The sequence below is a fragment of the Marinilactibacillus kalidii genome (genome assembly GCF_017599325.1).
Lineage (GTDB): Bacteria > Bacillota > Bacilli > Lactobacillales > Carnobacteriaceae_A > Marinilactibacillus > Marinilactibacillus kalidii.
This window is the reverse complement of sequence record NZ_JAGFVM010000049.1, coordinates 1-21,806: the sequence shown is the minus strand read 5'-3', so window position 1 is coordinate 21,806 and position 21,806 is coordinate 1. Positions and strand designations below refer to the sequence as shown.

At 36.7% G+C, this 21,806-nt stretch carries 20 protein-coding genes and 1 other RNA gene; 16 read left to right on the top strand and 5 right to left on the bottom strand.

Annotated elements, in window-relative coordinates:
* Positions 1–94: 94 nt before the first annotated feature.
* Positions 95–406 (bottom strand): single stranded DNA-binding domain-containing protein, encoded by a 312-nt coding sequence (locus J5J05_RS11725; RefSeq protein ID WP_208560852.1) that lies wholly within the window; start codon positions 404–406, stop codon positions 95–97.
* 178 nt (positions 407–584) lie between these two features.
* Here J5J05_RS11725 and J5J05_RS11720 point away from each other — a divergent pair, with 178 nt between their 5' ends.
* The gene (locus J5J05_RS11720) at positions 585–788 is read left to right on the top strand and encodes a hypothetical protein (protein WP_208560851.1); all 204 of its coding nucleotides are present in this window, start codon (positions 585–587) and stop codon (positions 786–788) included.
* 27 nt (positions 789–815) lie between these two features.
* Here J5J05_RS11720 and J5J05_RS11715 read toward each other — a convergent pair whose 3' ends face one another.
* Positions 816–3,482, bottom strand: a complete 2,667-nt coding sequence (locus J5J05_RS11715; protein WP_208560850.1) for a transglycosylase domain-containing protein — start codon at positions 3,480–3,482, stop codon at positions 816–818.
* A 91-nt stretch (positions 3,483–3,573) separates the two neighbouring features.
* Positions 3,574–4,215 (bottom strand): Holliday junction resolvase RecU, encoded by a 642-nt coding sequence (recU, locus tag J5J05_RS11710; RefSeq protein ID WP_208560849.1) that lies wholly within the window; start codon positions 4,213–4,215, stop codon positions 3,574–3,576.
* Between the two features lie 82 nt (positions 4,216–4,297).
* Here recU and J5J05_RS11705 point away from each other — a divergent pair, with 82 nt between their 5' ends.
* From J5J05_RS11705 to J5J05_RS11675, 7 genes are all read left to right on the top strand, one after another.
* On the top strand, positions 4,298–4,852 hold the full coding sequence (locus J5J05_RS11705) for an SLOG family protein (protein WP_208560855.1): 555 nt from the start codon (positions 4,298–4,300) through the stop codon (positions 4,850–4,852).
* A gap of 114 nt (positions 4,853–4,966) precedes the next feature.
* On the top strand, positions 4,967–5,284 hold the full coding sequence (gpsB, locus tag J5J05_RS11700) for a cell division regulator GpsB (RefSeq protein WP_208560848.1): 318 nt from the start codon (positions 4,967–4,969) through the stop codon (positions 5,282–5,284).
* 18 nt (positions 5,285–5,302) lie between these two features.
* Positions 5,303–5,676, top strand: an RNA gene (gene rnpB, locus J5J05_RS11695) — RNase P RNA component class B.
* 145 nt (positions 5,677–5,821) lie between these two features.
* Positions 5,822–6,250 carry a hypothetical protein gene (locus tag J5J05_RS11690; protein WP_208560847.1) on the top strand — a complete coding sequence of 143 codons (429 nt, stop codon included), beginning with the start codon at positions 5,822–5,824 and terminating at the stop codon, positions 6,248–6,250.
* A gap of 27 nt (positions 6,251–6,277) precedes the next feature.
* The gene (locus J5J05_RS11685; RefSeq protein ID WP_244244737.1) at positions 6,278–7,402 is read left to right on the top strand and encodes a THUMP domain-containing class I SAM-dependent RNA methyltransferase; all 1,125 of its coding nucleotides are present in this window, start codon (positions 6,278–6,280) and stop codon (positions 7,400–7,402) included.
* Positions 7,403–7,494: 92 nt separating this feature from the next.
* Complete coding sequence (locus J5J05_RS11680; RefSeq protein WP_208560846.1) at positions 7,495–7,875, top strand: NUDIX domain-containing protein; 381 nt, start codon at positions 7,495–7,497, stop codon at positions 7,873–7,875.
* A 184-nt stretch (positions 7,876–8,059) separates the two neighbouring features.
* Positions 8,060–8,569 carry a GNAT family N-acetyltransferase gene (locus J5J05_RS11675; protein WP_208560845.1) on the top strand — a complete coding sequence of 170 codons (510 nt, stop codon included), beginning with the start codon at positions 8,060–8,062 and terminating at the stop codon, positions 8,567–8,569.
* Positions 8,570–8,724: 155 nt separating this feature from the next.
* Here J5J05_RS11675 and J5J05_RS11670 read toward each other — a convergent pair whose 3' ends face one another.
* The gene (locus J5J05_RS11670) at positions 8,725–9,876 is read right to left on the bottom strand and encodes an ROK family transcriptional regulator (RefSeq protein WP_208560844.1); all 1,152 of its coding nucleotides are present in this window, start codon (positions 9,874–9,876) and stop codon (positions 8,725–8,727) included.
* A 160-nt stretch (positions 9,877–10,036) separates the two neighbouring features.
* Here J5J05_RS11670 and xylB point away from each other — a divergent pair, with 160 nt between their 5' ends.
* The 8 genes from xylB to J5J05_RS11630 all read left to right on the top strand — a co-directional run bounded on the left by xylB (position 10,037) and on the right by J5J05_RS11630 (position 20,074).
* The gene (xylB, locus tag J5J05_RS11665) at positions 10,037–11,530 is read left to right on the top strand and encodes a xylulokinase (protein ID WP_208560843.1); all 1,494 of its coding nucleotides are present in this window, start codon (positions 10,037–10,039) and stop codon (positions 11,528–11,530) included.
* A gap of 91 nt (positions 11,531–11,621) precedes the next feature.
* Positions 11,622–12,947 (top strand): xylose isomerase, encoded by a 1,326-nt coding sequence (xylA, locus tag J5J05_RS11660; RefSeq protein WP_208560842.1) that lies wholly within the window; start codon positions 11,622–11,624, stop codon positions 12,945–12,947.
* Positions 12,948–13,602: 655 nt separating this feature from the next.
* Entirely contained in the window at positions 13,603–14,346 is a 744-nt protein-coding gene (locus J5J05_RS11655) for a GNAT family N-acetyltransferase (protein ID WP_208560853.1), read from the top strand.
* Positions 14,347–14,540: 194 nt separating this feature from the next.
* Positions 14,541–16,037: an arabinosylfuranosidase ArfA gene (gene arfA / locus J5J05_RS11650; RefSeq protein WP_208560841.1), complete on the top strand. Its 1,497-nt coding sequence runs from the start codon at positions 14,541–14,543 to the stop codon at positions 16,035–16,037.
* Between the two features lie 282 nt (positions 16,038–16,319).
* A complete protein-coding gene (locus J5J05_RS11645; RefSeq protein ID WP_208560840.1) occupies positions 16,320–17,657 on the top strand; it encodes an ABC transporter substrate-binding protein in 1,338 nt (445 codons plus the stop codon).
* Between the two features lie 21 nt (positions 17,658–17,678).
* Positions 17,679–18,611: a carbohydrate ABC transporter permease gene (locus J5J05_RS11640; RefSeq protein ID WP_208560839.1), complete on the top strand. Its 933-nt coding sequence runs from the start codon at positions 17,679–17,681 to the stop codon at positions 18,609–18,611.
* Positions 18,608–19,441 (top strand): carbohydrate ABC transporter permease, encoded by an 834-nt coding sequence (locus J5J05_RS11635; RefSeq protein WP_208560838.1) that lies wholly within the window; start codon positions 18,608–18,610, stop codon positions 19,439–19,441. Before J5J05_RS11640 ends, J5J05_RS11635 begins: the two co-directional genes overlap by 4 nt.
* Positions 19,442–20,074: a YesL family protein gene (locus J5J05_RS11630; protein WP_208560837.1), complete on the top strand. Its 633-nt coding sequence runs from the start codon at positions 19,442–19,444 to the stop codon at positions 20,072–20,074. It abuts the gene before it with no gap.
* A gap of 447 nt (positions 20,075–20,521) precedes the next feature.
* Here J5J05_RS11630 and J5J05_RS11625 read toward each other — a convergent pair whose 3' ends face one another.
* On the bottom strand, positions 20,522–21,712 hold the full coding sequence (locus tag J5J05_RS11625; RefSeq protein ID WP_208560834.1) for an IS256 family transposase: 1,191 nt from the start codon (positions 21,710–21,712) through the stop codon (positions 20,522–20,524).
* Between the last annotated feature and the right edge of the window lie 94 nt (positions 21,713–21,806).

The following is a 21,806-nucleotide window of genomic DNA, read 5'->3' as shown; positions in this document are numbered from 1 at the left end:
GCTTACGCAAGGTATTGAACCGCCGTGTACGGAACCGTACGCACGGTGGTGTGAGAGGACGGTAAATCAACTAATGATTTACCTCCTACTCGATTCATTTATTCTTTGCAAGCGGTAGGGGATGTCCTTTGTAATTGAAGATTTGACCTAGATAAGAAGGTTTTTTTAGAATAGAATAGCTGAGTATAATAAACTGATTTCTATTGTTGAATCGTCCTGTTAAGGATAGTTTAGTGCCTTTTTCGACTTCGTATAAAAAAGCATAAGCTTGTTTCCCTGTAATCAAGCAATTCAAATGATCTGAACTTGAAGACAAAGTAAATCTACATAATGGAATACCATTCGTTGTTTTCAATACTTTGATTTCATCAGAAACAACATGCCCATCAATCATAATAATATGCATATAATGCCTCCTAAATAATTATACCGAACGTTTGTTTATGTTTTTGATTATAAACAAACGTTCGGTATTTGTCAATAGAAAAGACACTATAGGAGAGGGATTGAAAACAAAAATGAATTCGTTTAGTATATAAGTATTCGTAAGAAAAATATAGATTTTATCAGAGAGTTAGATTATGATGACGAAAAATAAAAGTAAATTACTATTGACGATGGGTGTGTTATTGGTTCTTCTTGGAGCATATGCATTCTTTTTAGATCCAATAATAGGTGGCGTAGGGTTCTTGTGTGGGTTATGGACAATCTTCTTGGCAATCAAGGCATTCAGAGGAGAATCTTTATTTAAGAGCTCTAGCGATAATGAAGAAGGAAAAAAGAGGTAGCCAATTGGCTGCCTCTTTTTGTGGTAACTATTCGTTTTCGGTATCTGTTTCAGAATTGGTTCCCGAGTTATCTTGATCGTTTGAGGAAGGCTCTTCCTCTTCTGTATCTTCAGTATTGTTCTCATTATTACTATTATTATTTTCGTTATTACTGTTATTTCCATTGTTGCTAGGTTCTTCTGGTTCAGTTTCGTCCTCTTGAGGATCAGGGTTTTCTTCTACATCTTCCTCAGTATCTTCCTCTTCTTCGACGGGATCCTCGGTATCAGCTTCTGGTTCTTCGGGCTCTTCTTCAACTTCAGCTTGTGGTATGACTACCGAAGTTGTCGCTGCCGGACCAGTCTTTCCATAAGCTTGAACAGAGAGGCTGATTTGCATCGTGCCACTTTGAAGTTCTGAGATTGTATAGGAAGTTTCGCCAGTAGTAAATGCTTGCCCGTTAACCGTTAATTGATAAGAAACAGTTTCGTTTTCGTTTATTAATTGATATTCATCCCAATTAATCGTAACTTCGTTTGCTTCTTCATTGAAACTTGCATTCAATCCAGATGGTGCAGATAATTCTTCGCCAAAAGATGTTGATACACCTGAAGGTTCAGTACCAGCAACAAATAACTCTGTTACGATCGAACTTGGAGGGGTATTGGGGCCAGGTAACTTAGCTGGATTCGAACCTTTTTCAACGCTTACTTCTGAAACGGAAGCGGGTTTAGTCCAATCAGTATTCTCAACATTTTGTGAGACTCGACTCATTAATGCCTGGTAAATTTCCCTAGAAAGTTGGCGTGAACCATCGTTATTACTTAGCCAATGTCCTTCTTCTGTTATGCTATCGTAGCCAGTCCAAACTGAAAGTGAGTAGTTTGAAGTATAGCCAACATACCAAGAATCAGGAACAGCATCTGAAGGGATATTATTTTCTTCTTTTTGCTTAGCTGTATAGTTTGTTGTCCCTGTTTTACCTGCTTGAGGAACACCAGGTATACCAACAGTACTACTATAAACATCAGCTACGTCTTTTAACATGTCCGTTACCATATATGCAGTATAATCAGACATTGCTTGATTTGTTTCAGGTGTCAAGTCGATCTCTTGACCATCTTGTGTAACGACTTTAGAGACTGTATAAGGTTCAGTAAAGTTTCCGCCGTTAGCAAATGCAGAATAGGAACCTGCTAGCTGTAAACCAGATAATTTACCACTAATTGCGTTACTAGGCACTAGATCTCCATTACCTTCTGAAACCTCGTTTGGATCAAGACCGAGATTTTCTATAAATTGATCTATTTCACTTAATTCGAGTTCTTCATTAAATAATCGAGCAGTCGGTATGTTACGTGAATCGACTAAAGCTTCTCGCATACTAATTTGACCTTTATAGCGATCATCATAATTTCTAAGCGGTTGTCCGCCAGGATAAGACCACTCTTCATCGACTAATTGATGGTAAGTTGAAAATTGTTTTGACTCGATTGCTGGTCCATAAGTGGTTAAGGGTTTGATAGTAGACCCTGAAGGACGGTTTGTTTGGGTTGTTCTATTTTTCAATAATTGACCTTCATGCATACGGCCACCAACGAGTGATTTAACTTGTCCAGTATTGACGTCGACTAAGGACATTGCTGTCTGCAATTCGTCATCAGGGAAGTTCACGTAGTCGTTAGAGTTTGCAATATCGAAAGCGGCTTGCTGTGCATCCATATCAATATTTGTATGAATGGTCAATCCGGCAGTTTGTGGATCAAGACCTGTTTTTTCTCTAGTTTCCGCGATTACCTCTACTAAATAGCTGTCAAACACTTGATTATTGCGGTCTTCTTCAGTACGATCTTTTAGCCCTTGATCGGCTGGAATGGCTTTTGCATCTTCAGCTTGTTGAGCGGTAATATGACCTTCATCACGCATAACATTTATGACAACATTTCGGCGTTTTTCAGCTGCTTCTGGATTAACGTAAGGATTGAAGCGGTTAGGTGCTTGTGCCATACCAGCAAATAGAGCAGCCTCATGTACTTCAAGCTCAGAAACCGGTTTGCCATAATATTCTTCAGCAGCGGTCGAGATCCCATAGACATTTCCGGCCATGTTGATTTTATTCATATATAAAGTAAGGATTTGTTCTTTTGATAGCTCACGTTCCAGTTGGATGGCAAGCCATGCTTCTTGTGCTTTACGTTTCAAAGTTTGATCTTCACGTTCTGTTGAGAAGACCGCCAGTTTGACAAGTTGTTGTGTCAAAGTACTACCACCACCAGCGATACGGCCACCGTTTGTGACAAATCCTACCGCAGCTCTAGCAATACCGATTGGATCGATCCCAAAGTGATTGTAAAAATTCTGATCTTCAATGGATGTCATGGCTTGTTTCATAATTTCGGGATACTCATCAGCGGAGGCGAAATCGCGATTTTCTGCACCAAGCGTGTAGAATACCTCGCCATTAGTTGCTAAAAAATCTGTTGAGTAGCTTCCTCTAAGATCTTCATCAGTCATCTCAGGTGCACTTGAAGCATAATAGGCGAAGAGACCACCACCAGCGACAATGGCTAGTAAAAATAAAGCAAAGAGTGTGAGGAAGATTCGTTTGAACCATGATCGTTTCTTTTTAGGTTGCTTTCCTTTTTTTTGTTTCTGTTTTCTGACTTGCTTGTTGTTTTGTTTATTCTTTGTTCGTGACATATTTTGATCAGACATAAATTTCTCCTTTACTCATTCAGTGGAAGTTTGTTTAATTTCTCAATGATCGTTTCGGTATGATTCATAATGGTTACTGTACGTTGCTCCATTATAGTGAAGATTTATTAAGAAAAGTTTGATTGATCAATTGATCGACAGCATCTAAATACGGAAGACGTGGAGAGAATCCATATTGAAGTTCGATGCCATCTTGTTCGACCTCTTTTAAGGAAATAGATTTTTTTCCATTCGTTTCTTTTTGTCTCTCCCAGTAGTGATGCAATTGGTCAAAGGAAAGAACAAAGACTCTATTTAATGTACTGAAGCGCATCAAGATGAAACAAATGGCTTTTTGATCGCTACAGGCTTTCATATGAACGATTTGGTGTTCATGGAAATTTTTTAAAGGAAAGGATGTTTTGTTTTTCGTTTCTTTTGCTTCAAAATCTAAATAATAACCTTTATAGACGCCATTGTAATCGGTCGTTGAAGCTTTTTGATAGTAGGCCTCAGTGATTTTGGCCGCACTTCTTCTTGGATAATTGACATTAACCACTTGAATTGGAATTGGTTTTTTATGAATGACAGCAATCCCTTTAGCTAAGTATTGCTCATTCGATACGTTCAGATCATTTTCTAAGGTCATCCCACGGTTACTGTAAGTCGCTTTTTTAGCTTTTACTTGCTTTTTTGGCTGCGCTTTGTCAACATTAACATGGTAGGATTGACCGTTAGGGTATTTTATATTCAATAATCTCACGCTCCTTTTAGCAATCATCAACTAGTATAATACCAAACAAATGAACAGCATGGAAAGAAAGGTGTGAAAATTTATCAAAAATTTATATGTAAGTGGTTATAGATCATACGAATTAGGCATCTTCAATGATAAAGATCCAAAGCTCTTTTACATAAAAGAATATTTGAAATCTAGAATACTCGAATATATCGATACGGGACTAGAGTGGGTCTTGATCAGTGCACAAATGGGAACGGAACTATGGGTTGGAGAAATCGTGATTGAACTGCAGGAAACGTATGATATTAAGCTGGGTGTATTACTGCCGCATGCCGGATACGCAGAAAATTGGAAAGAAGGGAACCGGTTGGTATTCGATCAAGTAATCGCAAAAGCTGATTATAGTAATTTTACTTCAAGTCAGCCGTATCAGAATCCTTCGCAGCTAAAAGGCAATCAACAATTTTTGATCGATCATACGGAAGGCTGTTTACTGTTTTACGATCCTGAAAATGAAGGTAAATCAAAATTCTTATTGGATATGTTAAATAAGCATGCTGAAAGCCATCCTTATGAGATAGATTTTATTGCTTTTGATGAACTTCAGTCGTTTGTATCCGAGTATGAAGAAAATCATTTTGAAAGCTAGCTTTTATTTATTCAGATAATTTGGTACAATTGTAATACAAAGTGATCGAATTCACTTTTTCATTAGGCTTAATCTTAAATAGAATAAAAGTAACCGAGGAACTAGGGGTGCAATATGATGAATAGAGAATTGACTCAAAAAGAAATCGTTGAAAAAGATTTTAAAACAACTATGCGTGGATACAATCAAACAGAAGTAGATGAATTTTTAGATGTTGTTATTCGCGATTACGAATCTTTCCAAAGTGAAATTACGCAGTTGAAAACCGAAAACGACCGATTGATGGATAAATTGGATGAGCTATCTAAACAAGCATCAGCTAAACCACAAGGTCAGAATCAAAATGGTTCATCTGTTACGAACTTTGATATCCTTAAACGATTATCTAACCTTGAAAGACATGTATTTGGTTCGAAATTAGACGACGAGTAATTTAAAAATGAATGTGCAAATCACGGATAATCGCACGTTGCTTCGGCATCGTGAGGAAAGTCCATGCTCACACAAACTGAGATGTTTGTAGTGTTCGTGCGTAGCGAAAAAATAAGCTACGGCTCTATCTTACGGTAGATGACGGCAGAAAAAAGAGCTACGGTTTAGGCTATGCTTGAGTATTCTTGAAAGTGCCACAGTGACGAAGCAGTAGGGGAAACGCTACTGGTGGAACGCGGTAAACCCCTCGAGTGAGCAACCCAAACTTATGGTAGGGGCACTTTTCTCCTGGAAATGAACAGAGGGAAGAGGCAATCTTTGATTGCAGACAGATGATTATCTCTGAGAAAATGGCCTGATCATTTTCTCTAGACAGAACATGGCTTACAGTGATTTGCACATTTGTTTATGATGTTAGCAACTTTCTCTATTGAGAGAGTTGCTAGATAAACAAATCATCATTACATTCAGGCGCTATCCTCCCCAAAAGGGAGGATTTATTTTTGTATTTTTATCTACTTTTGAGAGGATTGAACGATGAAAGAACTTTTCGTTATACCCACGATAGTATTCGGTGTAGTCGTTGCTATCTTATTAATAGTCAATAGTACCAAGTCAAAAGCTGAAAAAACAAAAGAGCAAATCGTGACATTGAGTATGATGAGTGCGATGTTTGGACAGCAATTAAGTAAAATGAAAAAAATCGTTATGAGGATTTATTTGTTTCAGTTTAGCCTTTTATTCGGGTATACTTTAATTAGCATATGGATCAATTTCTATACACCACTTACCAGATATCTGTTGATCCTGATGTCAGCAGTATTGCTACTTGAATTAGTGATTAAAGTAAGCACGATTCATAAAGCCAAACAATTTCAGGATATTATTAATAAGAAAAAGTCTGCAACGATAACCTCATACATATACCTTTTATGTATCGCAGTCAGTATTGGAACAATGATTTAGAAAGATAAAAAGAAAGTAGGGATCTGCTTGAGTTATAAACTTCTAGCAACAGCAGCCAGTGGTATTGAAGCATTGGTTGGAAAAGAATTAAAAAATATGGGCTACAAGGTAGAAATTGAGAATGGACGTGCACGATTTGAAGGCGATAAAGAAGATATCGCTAAAGCCAATCTATGGTTGAGAACCGCCGATCGAGTGAAAATCATTGTTGGAGAATTCGAAGCGAAGACTTTTGATGATCTATTCGAACAGACGAAGGCTTTACCATGGGACGAATTTCTAGCGATCGATTCAGCCTTTCCGGTTTCTGGAAAATCACATAAATCAACTTTGTATAGTGTTCCAGATGTACAAAGAATCGTCAACAAGGCTGTTGCGGATAAATTAAAAGATGTTTACCATCGTAGAGGGATGTTACCAGAGAGTGGCGCTAAGGTTCCAATTGAAGTTGCGATTTTAAAAGATAAAGTCTTACTGACGATTGATACCACTGGTCCAAGTTTATTCAAACGTGGCTACCGTTCCGATAAAGGTGGCGCGCCGCTTAAAGAAAATATGGCTGCGGCATTGGTTATGTTGACAACATGGAGAAAAGATCGTCCATTTGTTGATCCAGTTTGTGGATCAGGTACGATTGCTATTGAAGCGGCATTGATTGGTCATAATATTGCACCAGGATTCAACCGTTCTTTCTTGTGTGAAGAATGGCATTGGATGCCGGAAGATATGTGGGCTAAGGTAAGACAACATGCAGAAGACCAAGCTGATTATGATGCTGAATTAGATATTCTGGGCACAGACATCGATCATAAAATGATTGAGATCGCCAAAGAAAACGTTATGGAAGCTGGACTTTCTCACAGCGTTCGTTTCAAACAAATGCAAGTAGCAGACTTTACGACCGAAAAAGAATTTGGTGTGATCGTAGCGAACCCACCATATGGTGAACGTTTAGGTGATCTAGAACAGGCAGCTCAAATCTACCGCGATATGGGTAAAGCGTTCAAGCCTTTAAAAACGTGGAGTAAATACATTATTACGAGTGATTTAGATTTCGAGACACATTACGGAGAACGAGCAACTAAAAAACGTAAATTATATAATGGTTATTTAAGAACGGATTACTTCCAATACTGGGGTAAACGTAAATAATCATCAAACCAGAAGCTACAATAAACAAGTGTCATTATTTGTTTACTGTAGCTTTTTCTTCGAATGATATTAAAATTTTGGAAGGTGTTTGCTTGAGAAACAGAAGTGGTGTCGTAATCAGACAAAATGATACTGTTTTATTGATCAAGAGAATACGAGAGAATCGAGTTTATTATGTGCTTCCTGGTGGCGGTGTTAAGTGGGGAGAGTCCTTTGAACAAGCTGCGATAAGAGAAGCTTGGGAAGAACTAGGCATACTGGTTGAACTAAACGATCAGATTGTTAGAATAGAATATGAAGGTATTCAAATTTATTATGAAGCAAGCATTTTGTCTGGAAATATAAAGTTAGAAAATGGCATTCTAGACGGAAGCGATGCGAATGAACGTGGTGCTTATGTGCTTGTCTGGAAAAAGCGGTCTGAATTATCTCAACTTCAATTATATCCGGAAGAGATGCGTACCTTACTTTGATTGATGTGCGCATCACTATCCGTGAAGAGGCTAGCCACGGCCTCTTTCTTTACTTTGTTCTAGCCAACCGTTAAACTAGTATAGGCGAAAGACGGCACGATTCGAATTCCGAGAAATAGAGGTCAGTAGATTTTTTAAGGAAAATACCCCATTTACTGACAATAATACTTTAGGAGGACAATAGATGAAAGACGAATTAAGACTAAAAGCAGTAGAAAAAGAAGACGTAGATTTTATGCATCAAATGAGAAAGAACCCCGATATTATGGAGTTCTGGTGTGCAGAAGCTTATACTTCAAAAGAACGACTGTTAAAAGAATATGAAGAAAATCAAAAAAGCGATACGATCAGACAGTTCATTATCTATGATGGAGATACGAAAATTGGTTACACAAGTTTATTCAATATTAATCCACGTCATAGAAGCGCGACTTTCGCCATTATGCTTGACCCTACACATCACGGAAAAGGGTATGCGACTCGCTCGACCACTTTAGTTGTGAAATATGGTTTCAACCAATTGAATTTAAACAAAATCTCATTAGATGTGGTTGATTATAATGAAAAAGCCATCCATATTTACAAAAAAGTTGGTTTCGAAATTGAAGGAGAAAGAGAGCAACAGTATTTCATTAAAGGTGCTTATACGAATGGCTATGTAATGGGCTTATTGAGAGAAAATTTCAAACAATAAAATCAGTTTTACAATAGATGACGTAGGTGCGCAACATGCGCTGACGTCTTTTCTCTTTATAAATAGAAAATAAGCGAGTGCTCCTATTTAAGATACATTAAAGGAGATACTCGCTTATTTTTGATGAATTCATCCAACATAGCTAGTCATGTGATTTAAACATTAAATCTAAATTGATCGACCATTAAAAAGGTTTTGATATTATAGACTGCGCAACCATACAAACTGGCTTTGCTTCCCAATTCTGACCGATACACAGGGATCTCATTATAAATAGATCGACTGATATGCTGTTCAACGATAGGTAATATTTCAGGTAACTTGTCCGTGATTTCTGAATTGATAAAAATAACTTCAGGATCATAAGCGCCCATGACGTTCATCAGCCCGATGGATAAGTCTCTAGAAAAACGATTTATTAAGTCAATCGTTTCTGCATCCTGTTCATGATAATGATTGATTAATTGATCGTAAGTCAATGTTTGATCATTCTTTATCTGTCTATACCTCTTCATTAGAGCATTAAACGAACAGTATTGTTCAAAACAGCCCTTATTCCCGCATGGACAATCGATTCCTCCAGGATAAAGCACCGTATGACCTATTTCGCCACTTCGACCTTTGTATCCGCGATATAAGTGATCGTTTAGGATAACACCTGCACCAATTCCTGTGTGCACACTGAAAGATACCATATGGGTGTAAGGAGTGTTGAATGCTGACTCCGCTAAAGCTGAAAGGTTTGCCTCATTCTCAATATAAATAGGAATCGCTAAGTGCTGTTTTAACGCCGTCACTAAATCGATCTCATCAAGGTCAAAATAGGGAGTGAAACTGATCTGGTTATCATGAACGACACCATGTATTGAAATTGTAATCCCAATGAGACCAAATAGAGTAGAAGGGGTTTCTTGTTGAATGGCTGAAATATGTTTCATCAGGCGGGTGATGATATTTTGCTTGTTGATTTGTTCATGATGGCTAACTGTTTGGATGACTTCTCCATCTAAATAGGCGGTAAGTAAACTAATTTGATCAAACCGAATATCTATACTTAATGAGACACCAGCTGTTTTATTGATTTTTAGAAAAATCGGTTTTCTTCCACCTGATGGAGAACTTTCACCCGCACCAATTTCAACGATCAACTTCGCCTCAATTAACTGCTTAACAACTTCGGAAACGGTAGATTTATTTAATCCAGTTGCTGAAGAAATACTGGCTCTTGATACAGTTGGTTGATTGATGATTTCTGAAAGGATGGCTGAAGCGTTTTTATTTTGCTTATCTATAGTCGATGGTTTCATGAGCGTACTCCTAAAATAATAAATTTGAAAGCGCTTGACAAATTAACAGGCTTTCAATATAGTTTGTTTATTATATAAATTAACTATAAAGATACTTTAACATACTTTCAGTTGTTTTTGTATCTTTCTCTAAAATCACATTGAAATAGGAGCGTGAATGATGAGTTACGTATTAGGTTTAGACTTAGGTACTAGCGGGTTAAAAGGTATTTTAATGAATCGTTCTGGGCAGGTGGTCAAAACGGCTGAATCAGGCTATCCTTTATTATCTCCAGAGAGAGGCCATAGTGAGCAAGATCCGAAAGAATGGTTTATGGCAGCTCAAAAAGTTATGAAACAGATCAGTGAATCGGTAGCAGACTTTGGTGAAAAATTAGAAGGTATCAGTTTTTCAGGGCAAATGCACTCTTTAGTATTATTAGATAAAGAAGACCGTATTTTACGAAATGCTATTTTATGGAATGATGTTAGAACGACAAGTCAATGTAGAACAATAGAAAAAACACTTGGTGATCAGTTATTGACGATCACAAAAAACAGAGCACTAGAAGGATTTACACTGCCTAAGCTATTATGGGTAGAAGAACATGAAAAGCGTATTTATGATGAAATCGATACATTCTTACTACCAAAAGACTATTTAGGCTTTTGCCTTACAGGTCATAAACAGATGGAATATTCGGATGCAGCGGGCACTTTACTCTTAGACGTTCAAGAGAAGAAATGGAGTAACGTGGTTTTAGAAGCATTTTCGATTGATCCTACGATTTGTCCGCCATTAGTATCATCCACGGATATGATTGGTTATTTGAAAACGGATATTCAAGAAGAGCTTGGCTTACTGAATCCTGTAAAAGTTTTTTCAGGTGGCGCAGACAATGCTTGTGCAGCAGTTGGCGCAGGGATCGTGAGACCAGATCAAGCAATGGCCAGCATCGGGACTTCTGGTGTCTTTCTATCTAATGAATCAGATGGGGAGGTGGATTACAAAGGTGAATTACATTTGTTCAATCATGTGATACCAGCTACTCACTATTCTATGGGCGTTACTTTAGCAGCGGGTAGTAGCTTAAGTTGGTATAAGCATACCTTTGCACCAGAACAATCCTATGAAGCACTACTTGAGAATATTGATTTAATTAAGCCTGGCTCAGATGGTTTGCTTTTTACCCCTTACATTTCAGGAGAAAGAACGCCACACATTGACAGTACTATTCGAGGTTCATTTATCGGCATGGACATCAGTCACACACGTGATCATTTCAGTAGAGCTGTATTGGAAGGGATCACATTCTCTTTAAGAGATGCTTATGAATTGATGAAAGCACATGTGAACACACCTTTTGACACGATCGTTTCAGTAGGAGGGGGCGCAAAAAATAAAGCTTGGCTTCAAATGCAGGCGGATATTTTCAATGTTAAAGTTGTGACACTCGAAACTGAACAAGGACCCGGTATCGGAAGTGCGATGATTGCAGCGGTTGGAGCAGGATGGTTTGAGGGCTTTCAAACATGTGCTGAAGTCTTTGTCCGCTATAAAGATGAATATGTACCCGATAAAGATGCGGTAGAGAAATACCAAGAAATCTACCCAAATTATCGCCAAATATATGCGGCTACAAAGCAGTTGAATGTTGATATTTCGAAACTTTAATAAAATATCGTTTAGCAATTGACACCGTTTACAAAATCAGCTATAGTTAGTTTGTGTAATAAACTAACTAACCTAAATGAGGAGAGAAACCATGACATACTTTAAAAATATTGATAAAATTCATTATCAAGGTCCAACATCTAAAGATCCTTTAGCCTTTAAATTTTATAATCCTACGGAAAAAGTAGGAGATAAATCTATGGAAGAGATTTTGAGATTCGGTGTAGCTTATTGGCATACGTTTACCGAAGATTTATCCGATCCATTTGGTGCTGGTACTGCACAAAGACCGTGGGATCATTTCTCTGACCCTATGGATAAAGCAAAAGCAAGAGTGGATGCGGCGTTTGAATTATTTGATAAATTAGGTGTACCATATTTCTGTTTCCATGATTTCGACATTGCTCCTGAAGGAAATTCTTTAAAGGAAACCTTAGCTAATCAAGATACGATTGTAGATATGTTTGAAGACTATTTGAAAGACAGTAAAGTGAAACTACTATGGAATACAGTAAATAACTTCTCGCACCCAAGATTTGTTCACGGTGCAGCAACTTCTAACAATGCGGATGTATTTGCTTATGCAGCTGCGAAAGTTAAAAAAGGTCTAGAAGTCGGGAAAAGATTAGGCGCAGAGAACTATGTTTTCTGGGGCGGAAGAGAAGGTTATGAAAGCTTACTGAATACAGACATGAACCTAGAATTGGATAATCTATCTAAGTTCTTCCATATGGCTGTTGACTACGCTAAAGAAATTGAATTCGATGCACAATTCTTGATCGAGCCAAAACCAATGGAGCCAACGTCTCATCAATATGATTATGATGTCGCGCATGGTTTTGCTTTCTTGCAAAAATATGGTCTAGCAGACAAGTTTAAATTCAATATTGAAGCAAACCACGCTACATTAGCCGGACATAGCTTTGATCATGAATTGAGATATGCGAGAATCAACGGGATGTTAGGTTCTGTAGATGCGAACCAAGGACACCCTCATCTTGGTTGGGATACAGATGAATTTCCAACAGATCTATATGCGACTACACTCGCAATGTATGAAATCCTACAAAATGGTGGTTTAGGATCTGGTGGTTTGAACTTTGATGCCAAAGTAAGAAGAACATCCTTTATGGCGGAAGATCTTTTTAAAGCACATGTAGTCGGTATGGATAGCTTCGCATTAGGCTTGAAAGTTGCACATAAATTGATTGAAGACCGTGCGTTAGAATCGATTATCGAGAAACGTTATCGTTCATTCAGCGAAGGAATCGGTAAAGATATCAAAGAAGGCAACACTGACTTCAAGAAATTACAAGACTATGCATTAAAACTTGACCCAATTCAAAATGAATCAGGACAACTTGAAGAAATAAGAGCGATACTAAATCAATATCTTGTAACGACACTTTCAAAATAATTAAATTAATCAAAGAGGTTGGGACAAAAGTCTCAGCCTCTTTTTGAGTAATCGTGAGTTAAATAAATTATTAGGATAATACTTACTCGCTGAAACATATTTTACCCCTTAGGAATTTGAAAATGTACAAGAGGTTTACAAAAATATAGTAATGATATAATGTTATAACTGATTATAATGTAATGAGTTTTTGATTGTATAATCAAACTTATTAATAGCTAATATAAATTCTAAAAAAATTTATTCCACAGTAAGGTAGATTAAAGAATTTCTTTAGTTTTTTTTAGTACATATTGATTAAAAGACATCGTATCCTATCGAGGCAAATATTCGATGATTTACTATTCTTTGTTAACATTAGATTAATCCATAACGAATTTTGCTTTGACTTTGAGAGGGGTTCTTCGTATAGTCTTTTTTATTTGGTTTTTTAGGAGGTGAGACAAATGGTGACAGCTTGATAACGTTTAAATTTGAAATAAATTAAAAATAAAATGTTTTAAGAATTGAGGGGATCATGATGGGGGATTATCAATTAATACATGACTACAAAAACAATCAAGTATACAGAGAAAGTTTTAATGAACTAGCAAAATTTGTCTTTAAAATTGATTTTAGTCAATGGTAAAAAAAGGAATGCTGGAACGATAACTATATCTGTTATTCATATACTGATGGAGACCAAGTAATCGCAAATGCCTCTGTCAATTTTATGACAGTTTTAATTGATGGCAAAGAATATAAAGGACTGCAAGTTGGAACAGTCATGACGCATCCTGAATATCGTCATCAAGGTTTATCAAAAAAGTTAATAGATCATATTATTGATAAATATGAGGATAATTGTGACTTCATCTATTTATTTGCCAATGAGACGGTTCTGGATTTCTATCCAAAATTTGGATTCACAAGAGTACCAGAAAGTAATTATTTTTTAAACGTGAATGATTTGACGGAAAAACCTAAAAAAGACATCCGAAAATTAGATACTGAAAATACAAATGATTTTTCTTTGGTGAAATTGTATTCAAAGGAAAGAATGCCAGTATCGTCAGTGTTAAGTGTAAAAAATAATGAACATTTACTTATGTTCTACTTTCTTCTTGCGTTTCCTGATTCAATTTATTTTCTTGAAGAAGAAGAAACGATTGTATTATTCGAAGAGGAAAATGAAGTATTACATCTCTTTGATGTGATTAGCAGGAAAAAAGTTGATTTAGAAAGTATTTTAAATAGTATTATATTTACGGATACAGAAAAAATTATCTTTCACTATATACCTGAACACGAAAATATTGAGTCAACTCTTATACAAGATGAAGACAATGTATTGTTTGTACGTTCAAACACACCATTTGGTGCAAAACAACTTTTATTTCCATTAACGTCACATTCATAAAATTAATGATATTTGTTTTTAGTTCAATAAACTAATCTAAAAGGGTGATTCTTAATGTAATAGTATTCGACTAATTTCATACTGAAAATATATCAACAATACTGTCATTTCAAAATCAGGATAACGCTTGCATGCTCAGAAGCTAGATGTTATATTGTCTACAAAGGTACGGACAAATTACTAGGAGGAATAGCATGAAGGCGACAGCAAAATTGAATAAAGACACGATTTTAGCAAACATTGATTCAAGGATCTATGGCTCTTTTGTAGAACATCTGGGAAGAGCAGTATACGATGGGATTTATGAACCCAATCATCCATCAGCTAATGAACTAGGATTCCGAGAAGATGTGATTGAAGTAATCAATGAATTAAACGTACCATTGGTTCGCTATCCTGGAGGTAATTTTGTATCCGGATACAATTGGGAAGATGGCATTGGACCTGTTGAAGAAAGGCCTAAGCGGTTAGAGCTTGCATGGCGATCAGTAGAAACTAACGAAGTAGGTCTACACGAATTTATGAAGTGGGCCGACCTTGCTAAAACAGAAGTCAATATGGCTGTTAATCTTGGAACGAGAGGGATCGATGAGGCTCGTAATTTACTAGAATATTGTAACCATCCAGAAGGAACCTACTATAGTGATTTGAGAAAAGAGAATGGCGCTGAAGAACCATTCAACATTAAAACATGGTGTCTGGGTAATGAAATGGATGGACCATGGCAAATCGGACACAAAACAGCAGAAGAGTATGGAAGACTGGCTGAAGAAACAGCGAAAGCAATGAAATTAGTTGATGATACCATCGAATTAGTTTTATGTGGGAGCTCTTCTAGCAAAATGCCAACCTTCGGTGAATGGGAATATACTGTATTAGAACATGCCTATGAGTATGTAGATTTCTTGTCGTTACACTTATATTGGGAAAACTTCGAAAATGATACTGCCAATTACTTGGCAAAATCTGTTGAAATGGATAAATTTATTAAAGGCGTCGTTGCGATCTGTGATGCTGTTAAAGCGAAAAAAGGTTCAGATAAACAGATTAATCTATCTTTTGATGAATGGAATGTATGGTACCACTCAAAAGATGCGGATGCTAAACGTGAGCCATGGGATATTGCTCCACCATTGCTAGAAGATATTTATAATTTTGAAGATGCTTTGCTTGTCGGTTGTGGTTTGATCACGCTTTTAAACAATGCCGATCGTGTTAAAATAGCTTGTCTTGCTCAACTTGTTAACGTTATTGCACCAGTCATGACCATTAAAGATGGAGAAGTATGGAAACAACCAATATTTTATCCATTTATGCAAGCATCTAATTATGGTCGTGGAAAAGTACTCAGATTAGATGTGAAAAGTGATACGTATGATTCGATTGAATATAAAGATGTGCCCTTTGTTGAAACGACGGCTATCTTAAACGAAGATAAAAATGAAGTCGTTATATTTGCGGTCAATCGTTCTCAGGATCAAGAAATGAACTTTGAGACACAATTAGATGGCTTTGAAAATCTTAGTTTGATTGAAGCGACAGAATTGGCAGATTACGAACTAAAACAAACAACTGAAAATGATCATAATGGCATGGACGTTAAAAAGAATGATTCATTTAGCGTAGAAAATGATTTAGTAAGCGGAACATTTAAGCCTTTGTCATGGAATATGATTAGATTATCTTATTAAATAAAAAAGAGCGACTTCTTTTAAAAGAAGTCGCTCTTTTTTGATGATAAGAAGGATAAACCGGACAATTTAAACTATTTTCCTTCTAATTTGTATTATTATTTGCATAACATAATGACAATTGTTATAGTTAACCTAACTGGTACGTACTAATGAAGGATTTATCTATCCTGTTCAATTGAAAGGATTTATTTATAAATAAAGGTACAGATCATTTGCTGAAATGTAATGGGATAGCTATCTTGTTTAGATGTACTCGAAGAAAAAATGGGAGGGTAAAGAATGAATCGAAAAACGCTTTTATTACTTACGACCACAGCATTTTTTGTAAGCGCTTGTGCTAATGATGGCGAGACAGGCACTTCGACAGATGAAGTGGAGACAATCGGTTCGGATGCTGAAAATGCTGAAGAGATTACACTTTGGACTTTTGCGCCTCAGCATATCGATCTCTATGGTGATGCTGCCGAAAGATGGAATGAGGAATTTCCGGATAGACCAATTGATTTAGTTGCAGAGACATATCCATTCGAACAAATGCATAATAACTTACTATTAGCTGTTCAATCAGGAACAGGTTTGCCTGATATCGTAGACATTGAGTTAGGTCAATATCCTAATTTCATGGAAGGAATCATTCAGTTCGAGCCAATGAATGAATACGTTGAACCAATCTTAGATAAAGTCGTGGATTCAAGGTATGAGTTATACTCAAGAGATGGTAACTATTACGGTATTCCGACACACGTTGGTGCGACTGTTATGTATTACAACACAGAGATTATGGATGAAGCAGGCGTAGACATAGACGAAATCGTTACTTGGGATGACTTTGTCGAAGCGGGTAAACAAGTTGTAGAAAACACCGATTCAACGATGTGGAATGTAGGTACGGAAGATTGGTTAATGGACATGTGGCCAATGATCTCTCAAAGAGATTCAGATGCCATTGACGAAAATGGTGAAGTGATTCTCGACAATGAAGCGAATGTAGAAACGTTACAATTTCTATACGATGCGCTTTATGTTGATGAGATTGCTGAACTGACGCCAGGCGGAATGAATCAATCAGAAGAATTTTATGGCTACTTTCTAGATGAAGGATCTGCTTCAATTTTAGCACCACTATGGTATATGGGAAGATTTGTTGATAATATGCCGGATTTAGAAGGTAAGATCGCTATTAGACCTATGCCAGCTTGGAAAGAAGGCGGAAATCGCTCAGCGGGTATGGGTGGTACGGGAACTGTCGTGACGAAAGCTGCAGACAATGTCGAACTTTCAAAAGAGTTTTTAGCTTATGCAAAAATGTCTGAAGAAGCAAATATTAATTTATGGACCATCTTAGGTTTTGATCCACCAAGGTTCGACACATGGGAAAGTGAAGAAGTGAGAAACCCCGACAATGTGTACTATGAGTACTTCGGAGATAACATCTTTGATGTGTTATTAGATGTTAGAGATGAAATCAACACACTAAATGTCACTGCCGACACACCGAATGTTATTAATGAATATCATACACACGTGACATTTAATGTCTTAAGAAATCGAACGGAGACACCAAAAGAAGCACTTGAGCGGTCAGCAAAAGTTGTTAGAAGTTTACAAAGAGACTAGTAAAAAGAAAGGATGAATGAAATGGCAGAACAAGCACATGCTTCACCGAAAACGAAGAACAATAAAATCGGCGCTTTTCTGAGTTCGAAAAAAGTCGTTCCTTATATTTTTGTACTTCCCTTTTTCTTGTCATTCAGTATATTGACACTTTATCCAGCAATAAATGGGATAATCATGAGTTTCAGACAAATTTTACCAGGTGTGGTAGAAAATGTTGGATTTGAAAATTATGCACGCGTATTCAACTTGAATTTTTATGATGCTTTATGGAATACAGTGATCTACGTTTTCTGGACAACGATGCTATTAACGGTCGTCCCAATGTTACTGGCTATTTTCTTAAACTCTAAAACAATCAAATTGAAAACGATTTTTAGAGCTTCATTATTTGTTCCAGCATTAACTTCCACAATTGTTGGAGGGATGATATTTAGATTGATGTTCAGTGAATCTAGTTCAGCAATCGGGAATCAATTAATGTCATTGATAGGATTAGGACCGATAGAATGGCGCTATTCTGCTATCACTGCAATGTTTTTAATGGTAGTACTAGCATTCTGGAGATGGACGGGTGTGAATTTACTTTACTACCTCGCAGCCCTACAGAATATTTCAGAATCGTTATATGAACAAGCGGATATTGACGGCGCATCTGCATGGGATAAATTAAGATTGATTACTATTCCGCACCTAAAACCAATTACTGTTTTTGTAAGTACAATCACGATCATCAATGGATTTAGAATGTTTGAGGAAAGTTTTGTTTACTGGGAGGCAACCTCACCGGGTAATATTGGTTTGACAATCGTTGGTTATATCTATCAACAAGGTGTTGGTCAAAACGATTTAGGATTTGGTGCGGCAATCGGGGTTGTACTCATGATTATTATCTTTATTATCAGCACGATTTATCTTGGCATTACAGGAACGTTTGGAAAGGGGAATAACAAATGAGTAAAAAGAAATCACTCATGATCTTAGCAAATGTAGCTTTCGGTATCATTGCATTAATTGCATTGTTCCCGATTATTGCGCTCATTATTTCTTCGTTTCAACCTTCCTCAGTATTGATGAGACAAGGGTTAAGTTTTTCAATCGATTTTAGTCAATTGAGTTTAGATAATTACCGTTTCATTTTCACAGAAGCCGATAATTATTGGACTTGGTATACAAACAGTTTGATCATTTCATCAATCACAATCGTAACTTCTGTATTCTTCTCTTGTATGGTCGGTTATGCATTAGCTGTTTATGAATTTAAAGGTAAAAATTTATTCTTTGTCTGTGTATTGCTTATTATGATGATACCTTTTGAAATCTTGATGTTGCCACTGTATGAATTGATGGCAACACTTAGATTGACAGATACTTATATCGCAGTTGTACTCCCACTAGTCGTTGCACCAGTAGCCGTCTTCTTTTTTAGACAATATGCGCTTGGGCTACCATTAGAATTAATGGATGCAGCTAGAATTGATGGAAGTAACGAATACGGTATTTTCTTCAAAATCATGTTTCCATTGATGGGACCTTCGCTAGCAGCAATGGCGATTCTTCAAGGTCTCGCGGCGTGGAACAATTTCTTGTGGCCACTGCTTGTGTTGAGATCCAATGATATGTTTACCTTACCCATTGGATTAGCGACACTACTTACACCATACGGAAATAATTATGATGTGCTGATAGCGGGTTCTGTTCTGACTATCATACCAATCGTTATACTGTTTATTTTATTCCAGAAATACTTTGTAGCAGGTTTAACTTCAGGAGGAGTGAAAGGATAAATGAAAGTCAGTCAACAAACGAAAAAAACAAAACTTGATCTGACGTTGTCACTTATCGTAAATCTTTTCAAATTAAACGGACTTTGGATTTTGTTCACCTTATCAGGTGCTATCGTAGCAGGTATCTATCCTGCTACAATTACAGCACTGGTTATTTCAAGAAAGTGGTTATTGACTAAAGATTATACAGTGACGACAAAAGAATTTTATACTTTATTTAAAAAGGAATTCAAGTATGCGAATATTTACGGGCTCGCATTCACGTTAGCTGGAGCCATACTCTTGCTTAACTATCATTTGCTGACCCAGTTAACAGGTAGTGTACCGATCGTGGTACCCATTGCTTATTATATTCTCTTGTTTTCCTATTTCACTACTTTATTATGGTTCTTTCCACTATATGTTCATAGAGATAATAACTTTTTTAATCAATTAAAAAATGCCTTTATCATTGGTGTTTTAAAGCTACCCATTACGTTATTACAAATTATTGCGACGTTTGTATTACTTTATATTTCGCTAGCACTACCGACGATGTTTATCTTTTTCACTTTCGCGATACTGAGTGTTTTATGGATGAAATGGACATTAAAAGGTATATTATCGATAAACTTTAATAAAATAAGTCAGTAATCACTCGTAGCTATAGAGGATAGCACTAAACAGTTAGGTTAGATTCGAGGGTACTTGTAACATCAATAGCGGTAAAAAGGATTCTATCGGTTTCATTCGATAGAATCCTTTTTAATAGTTATTGGTTAACATTGATTCGAATCTATTTGTTTTCGAATTGCAGGTGGGGGGGCCAGCCTATCATTGTTATTAAAAAATTTAATCCTATGTTTATTCTAATTGAAACATACATATTTAGACATATAATCGAATAATTAGAAAATAAAATCTTTCAGGACCATATGTATATGATAGAATGTAAAGTGTTGCAATTATTATTTTTTTCGGTTCTTTTAAGCTTTTAAAATATATACATAAGAAAAAAGGTTTAAAATCAAATGATCACTGCATTCTTAGAGAGGGAGCGTCAAGAAGTTTGTGTAAATAAAGAAATCCTTCTGTAAAAAATCATCTCTCTGCTAGTATTCCAAACATTTCCCATAGTTCTGCTTCTGCTTGTTGGAAACCGCGGTGGCTTCGGGTTAAAAATTTTTGGTTATACAGATCAAAATTTGAGACTAAAAAGCGATCCATGGATTCTTCATTCTGAAATTGTTCTTTACGCCGACTGTATTTTTTGATTTGTTTGTTAAAAGACTCAATCAAATTAGTGGAATACAAGCTCCTACGGATCGAAACAGGAAAGTCATAGAACGTCAGTAAACTGTCGTTCTCTAAGACCGCTTTGGTTACTCTAGTGTAACTGGTGTGCCATTTCTCTGTAAAATCAAGCCGAGCTTCGATCGCCTTTTCCCGTGAGTCTGCTTGGTAAACAGCTTTGAAGTCTTCACATACTTCTCTGCGATCAACTACACGTACTTTACTAGCGATATTGCGAGAAACATGAACACAACAGTGTTGATAAGCAGCCTGAGGAAATGCTTGATGAATCGTATCTTTTATTCCTTTAAGACCGTCGGTCACAAAGAGGAGAACGGATTTAACACCACGGCTAATCAAGTCTTCTAATAGCTCTTTCCATGTAACAGTAGATTCATTGGGGGCAATGGCATAACCGAGTACTTCTTTGGCACCATCTGGACGGATTCCAACTGCTATATGAATGGCTTCTTTGTCTACAGTTTTACGTTTTAAGGGAATGTAGGTAGCGTCAAGATATATAGCGGCATAATGATCATTTAGTGGACGTTTTTTAAAAGCAGCCACTTCTTCAGAAAAGACTTTTGTCATGTTGGACATCGTCTGCGGCGTATAGTGATGACCATACATTTTCTCGATCAAATCGGCAATTTCAGACATCGTAATCCCTTTTCGAAAGAGATGAATAATCGTTTCTTCCAGCGTTTCATTGGTTCTTTTATATGCAGGAAGCGTCTGTTGTTTAAATTCACCATTACGATCACGTGGAATCTGAAGCTGAAGTTCACCATATTCTGTTTTGACCGTACGGTCATAGGTGCCGTTGCGAGAGTTACCTGAATGGAAACCAATACGATCATACTTCTCATAATCTAAAAAGACGGTCAATTCCGTTCTTAAGAGTGTATTAACGGCCAATTCTAGATGAGAACGAAATAATTCATTTAAATCACCTTTTGTAGCTAGAGTCTGTAAGATATCTGTAGTAAGATTGTTCATAGGGAAGTCCTCTTTTCTGTGAATGTAGTGTGGTAACTCTATTCTACAGAAGGGGCTTCCTTTTTTCTATTTACACAAGATATTTTACACTCTC

Excerpts from the sequence above, each read along its gene's own strand:
- J5J05_RS11725 (WP_208560852.1), bottom strand. The coding sequence starts at position 406 with ATGCATATTATTATGATTGATGGGCATGTTGTTTCTGATGAAATCAAA.
- J5J05_RS11720 (WP_208560851.1), top strand. The coding sequence starts at position 585 with ATGACGAAAAATAAAAGTAAATTACTATTGACGATGGGTGTGTTATTG.
- J5J05_RS11715 (WP_208560850.1), bottom strand. The coding sequence starts at position 3,482 with ATGTCTGATCAAAATATGTCACGAACAAAGAATAAACAAAACAACAAG.
- gpsB (WP_208560848.1), top strand. The coding sequence starts at position 4,967 with ATGATGAATAGAGAATTGACTCAAAAAGAAATCGTTGAAAAAGATTTT.
- J5J05_RS11690 (WP_208560847.1), top strand. The coding sequence starts at position 5,822 with ATGAAAGAACTTTTCGTTATACCCACGATAGTATTCGGTGTAGTCGTT.
- J5J05_RS11675 (WP_208560845.1), top strand. The coding sequence starts at position 8,060 with ATGAAAGACGAATTAAGACTAAAAGCAGTAGAAAAAGAAGACGTAGAT.
- J5J05_RS11670 (WP_208560844.1), bottom strand. The coding sequence starts at position 9,876 with ATGAAACCATCGACTATAGATAAGCAAAATAAAAACGCTTCAGCCATC.
- xylB (WP_208560843.1), top strand. The coding sequence starts at position 10,037 with ATGAGTTACGTATTAGGTTTAGACTTAGGTACTAGCGGGTTAAAAGGT.
- xylA (WP_208560842.1), top strand. The coding sequence starts at position 11,622 with ATGACATACTTTAAAAATATTGATAAAATTCATTATCAAGGTCCAACA.
- arfA (WP_208560841.1), top strand. The coding sequence starts at position 14,541 with ATGAAGGCGACAGCAAAATTGAATAAAGACACGATTTTAGCAAACATT.
- J5J05_RS11645 (WP_208560840.1), top strand. The coding sequence starts at position 16,320 with ATGAATCGAAAAACGCTTTTATTACTTACGACCACAGCATTTTTTGTA.
- J5J05_RS11640 (WP_208560839.1), top strand. The coding sequence starts at position 17,679 with ATGGCAGAACAAGCACATGCTTCACCGAAAACGAAGAACAATAAAATC.
- J5J05_RS11635 (WP_208560838.1), top strand. The coding sequence starts at position 18,608 with ATGAGTAAAAAGAAATCACTCATGATCTTAGCAAATGTAGCTTTCGGT.
- J5J05_RS11630 (WP_208560837.1), top strand. The coding sequence starts at position 19,442 with ATGAAAGTCAGTCAACAAACGAAAAAAACAAAACTTGATCTGACGTTG.
- J5J05_RS11625 (WP_208560834.1), bottom strand. The coding sequence starts at position 21,712 with ATGAACAATCTTACTACAGATATCTTACAGACTCTAGCTACAAAAGGT.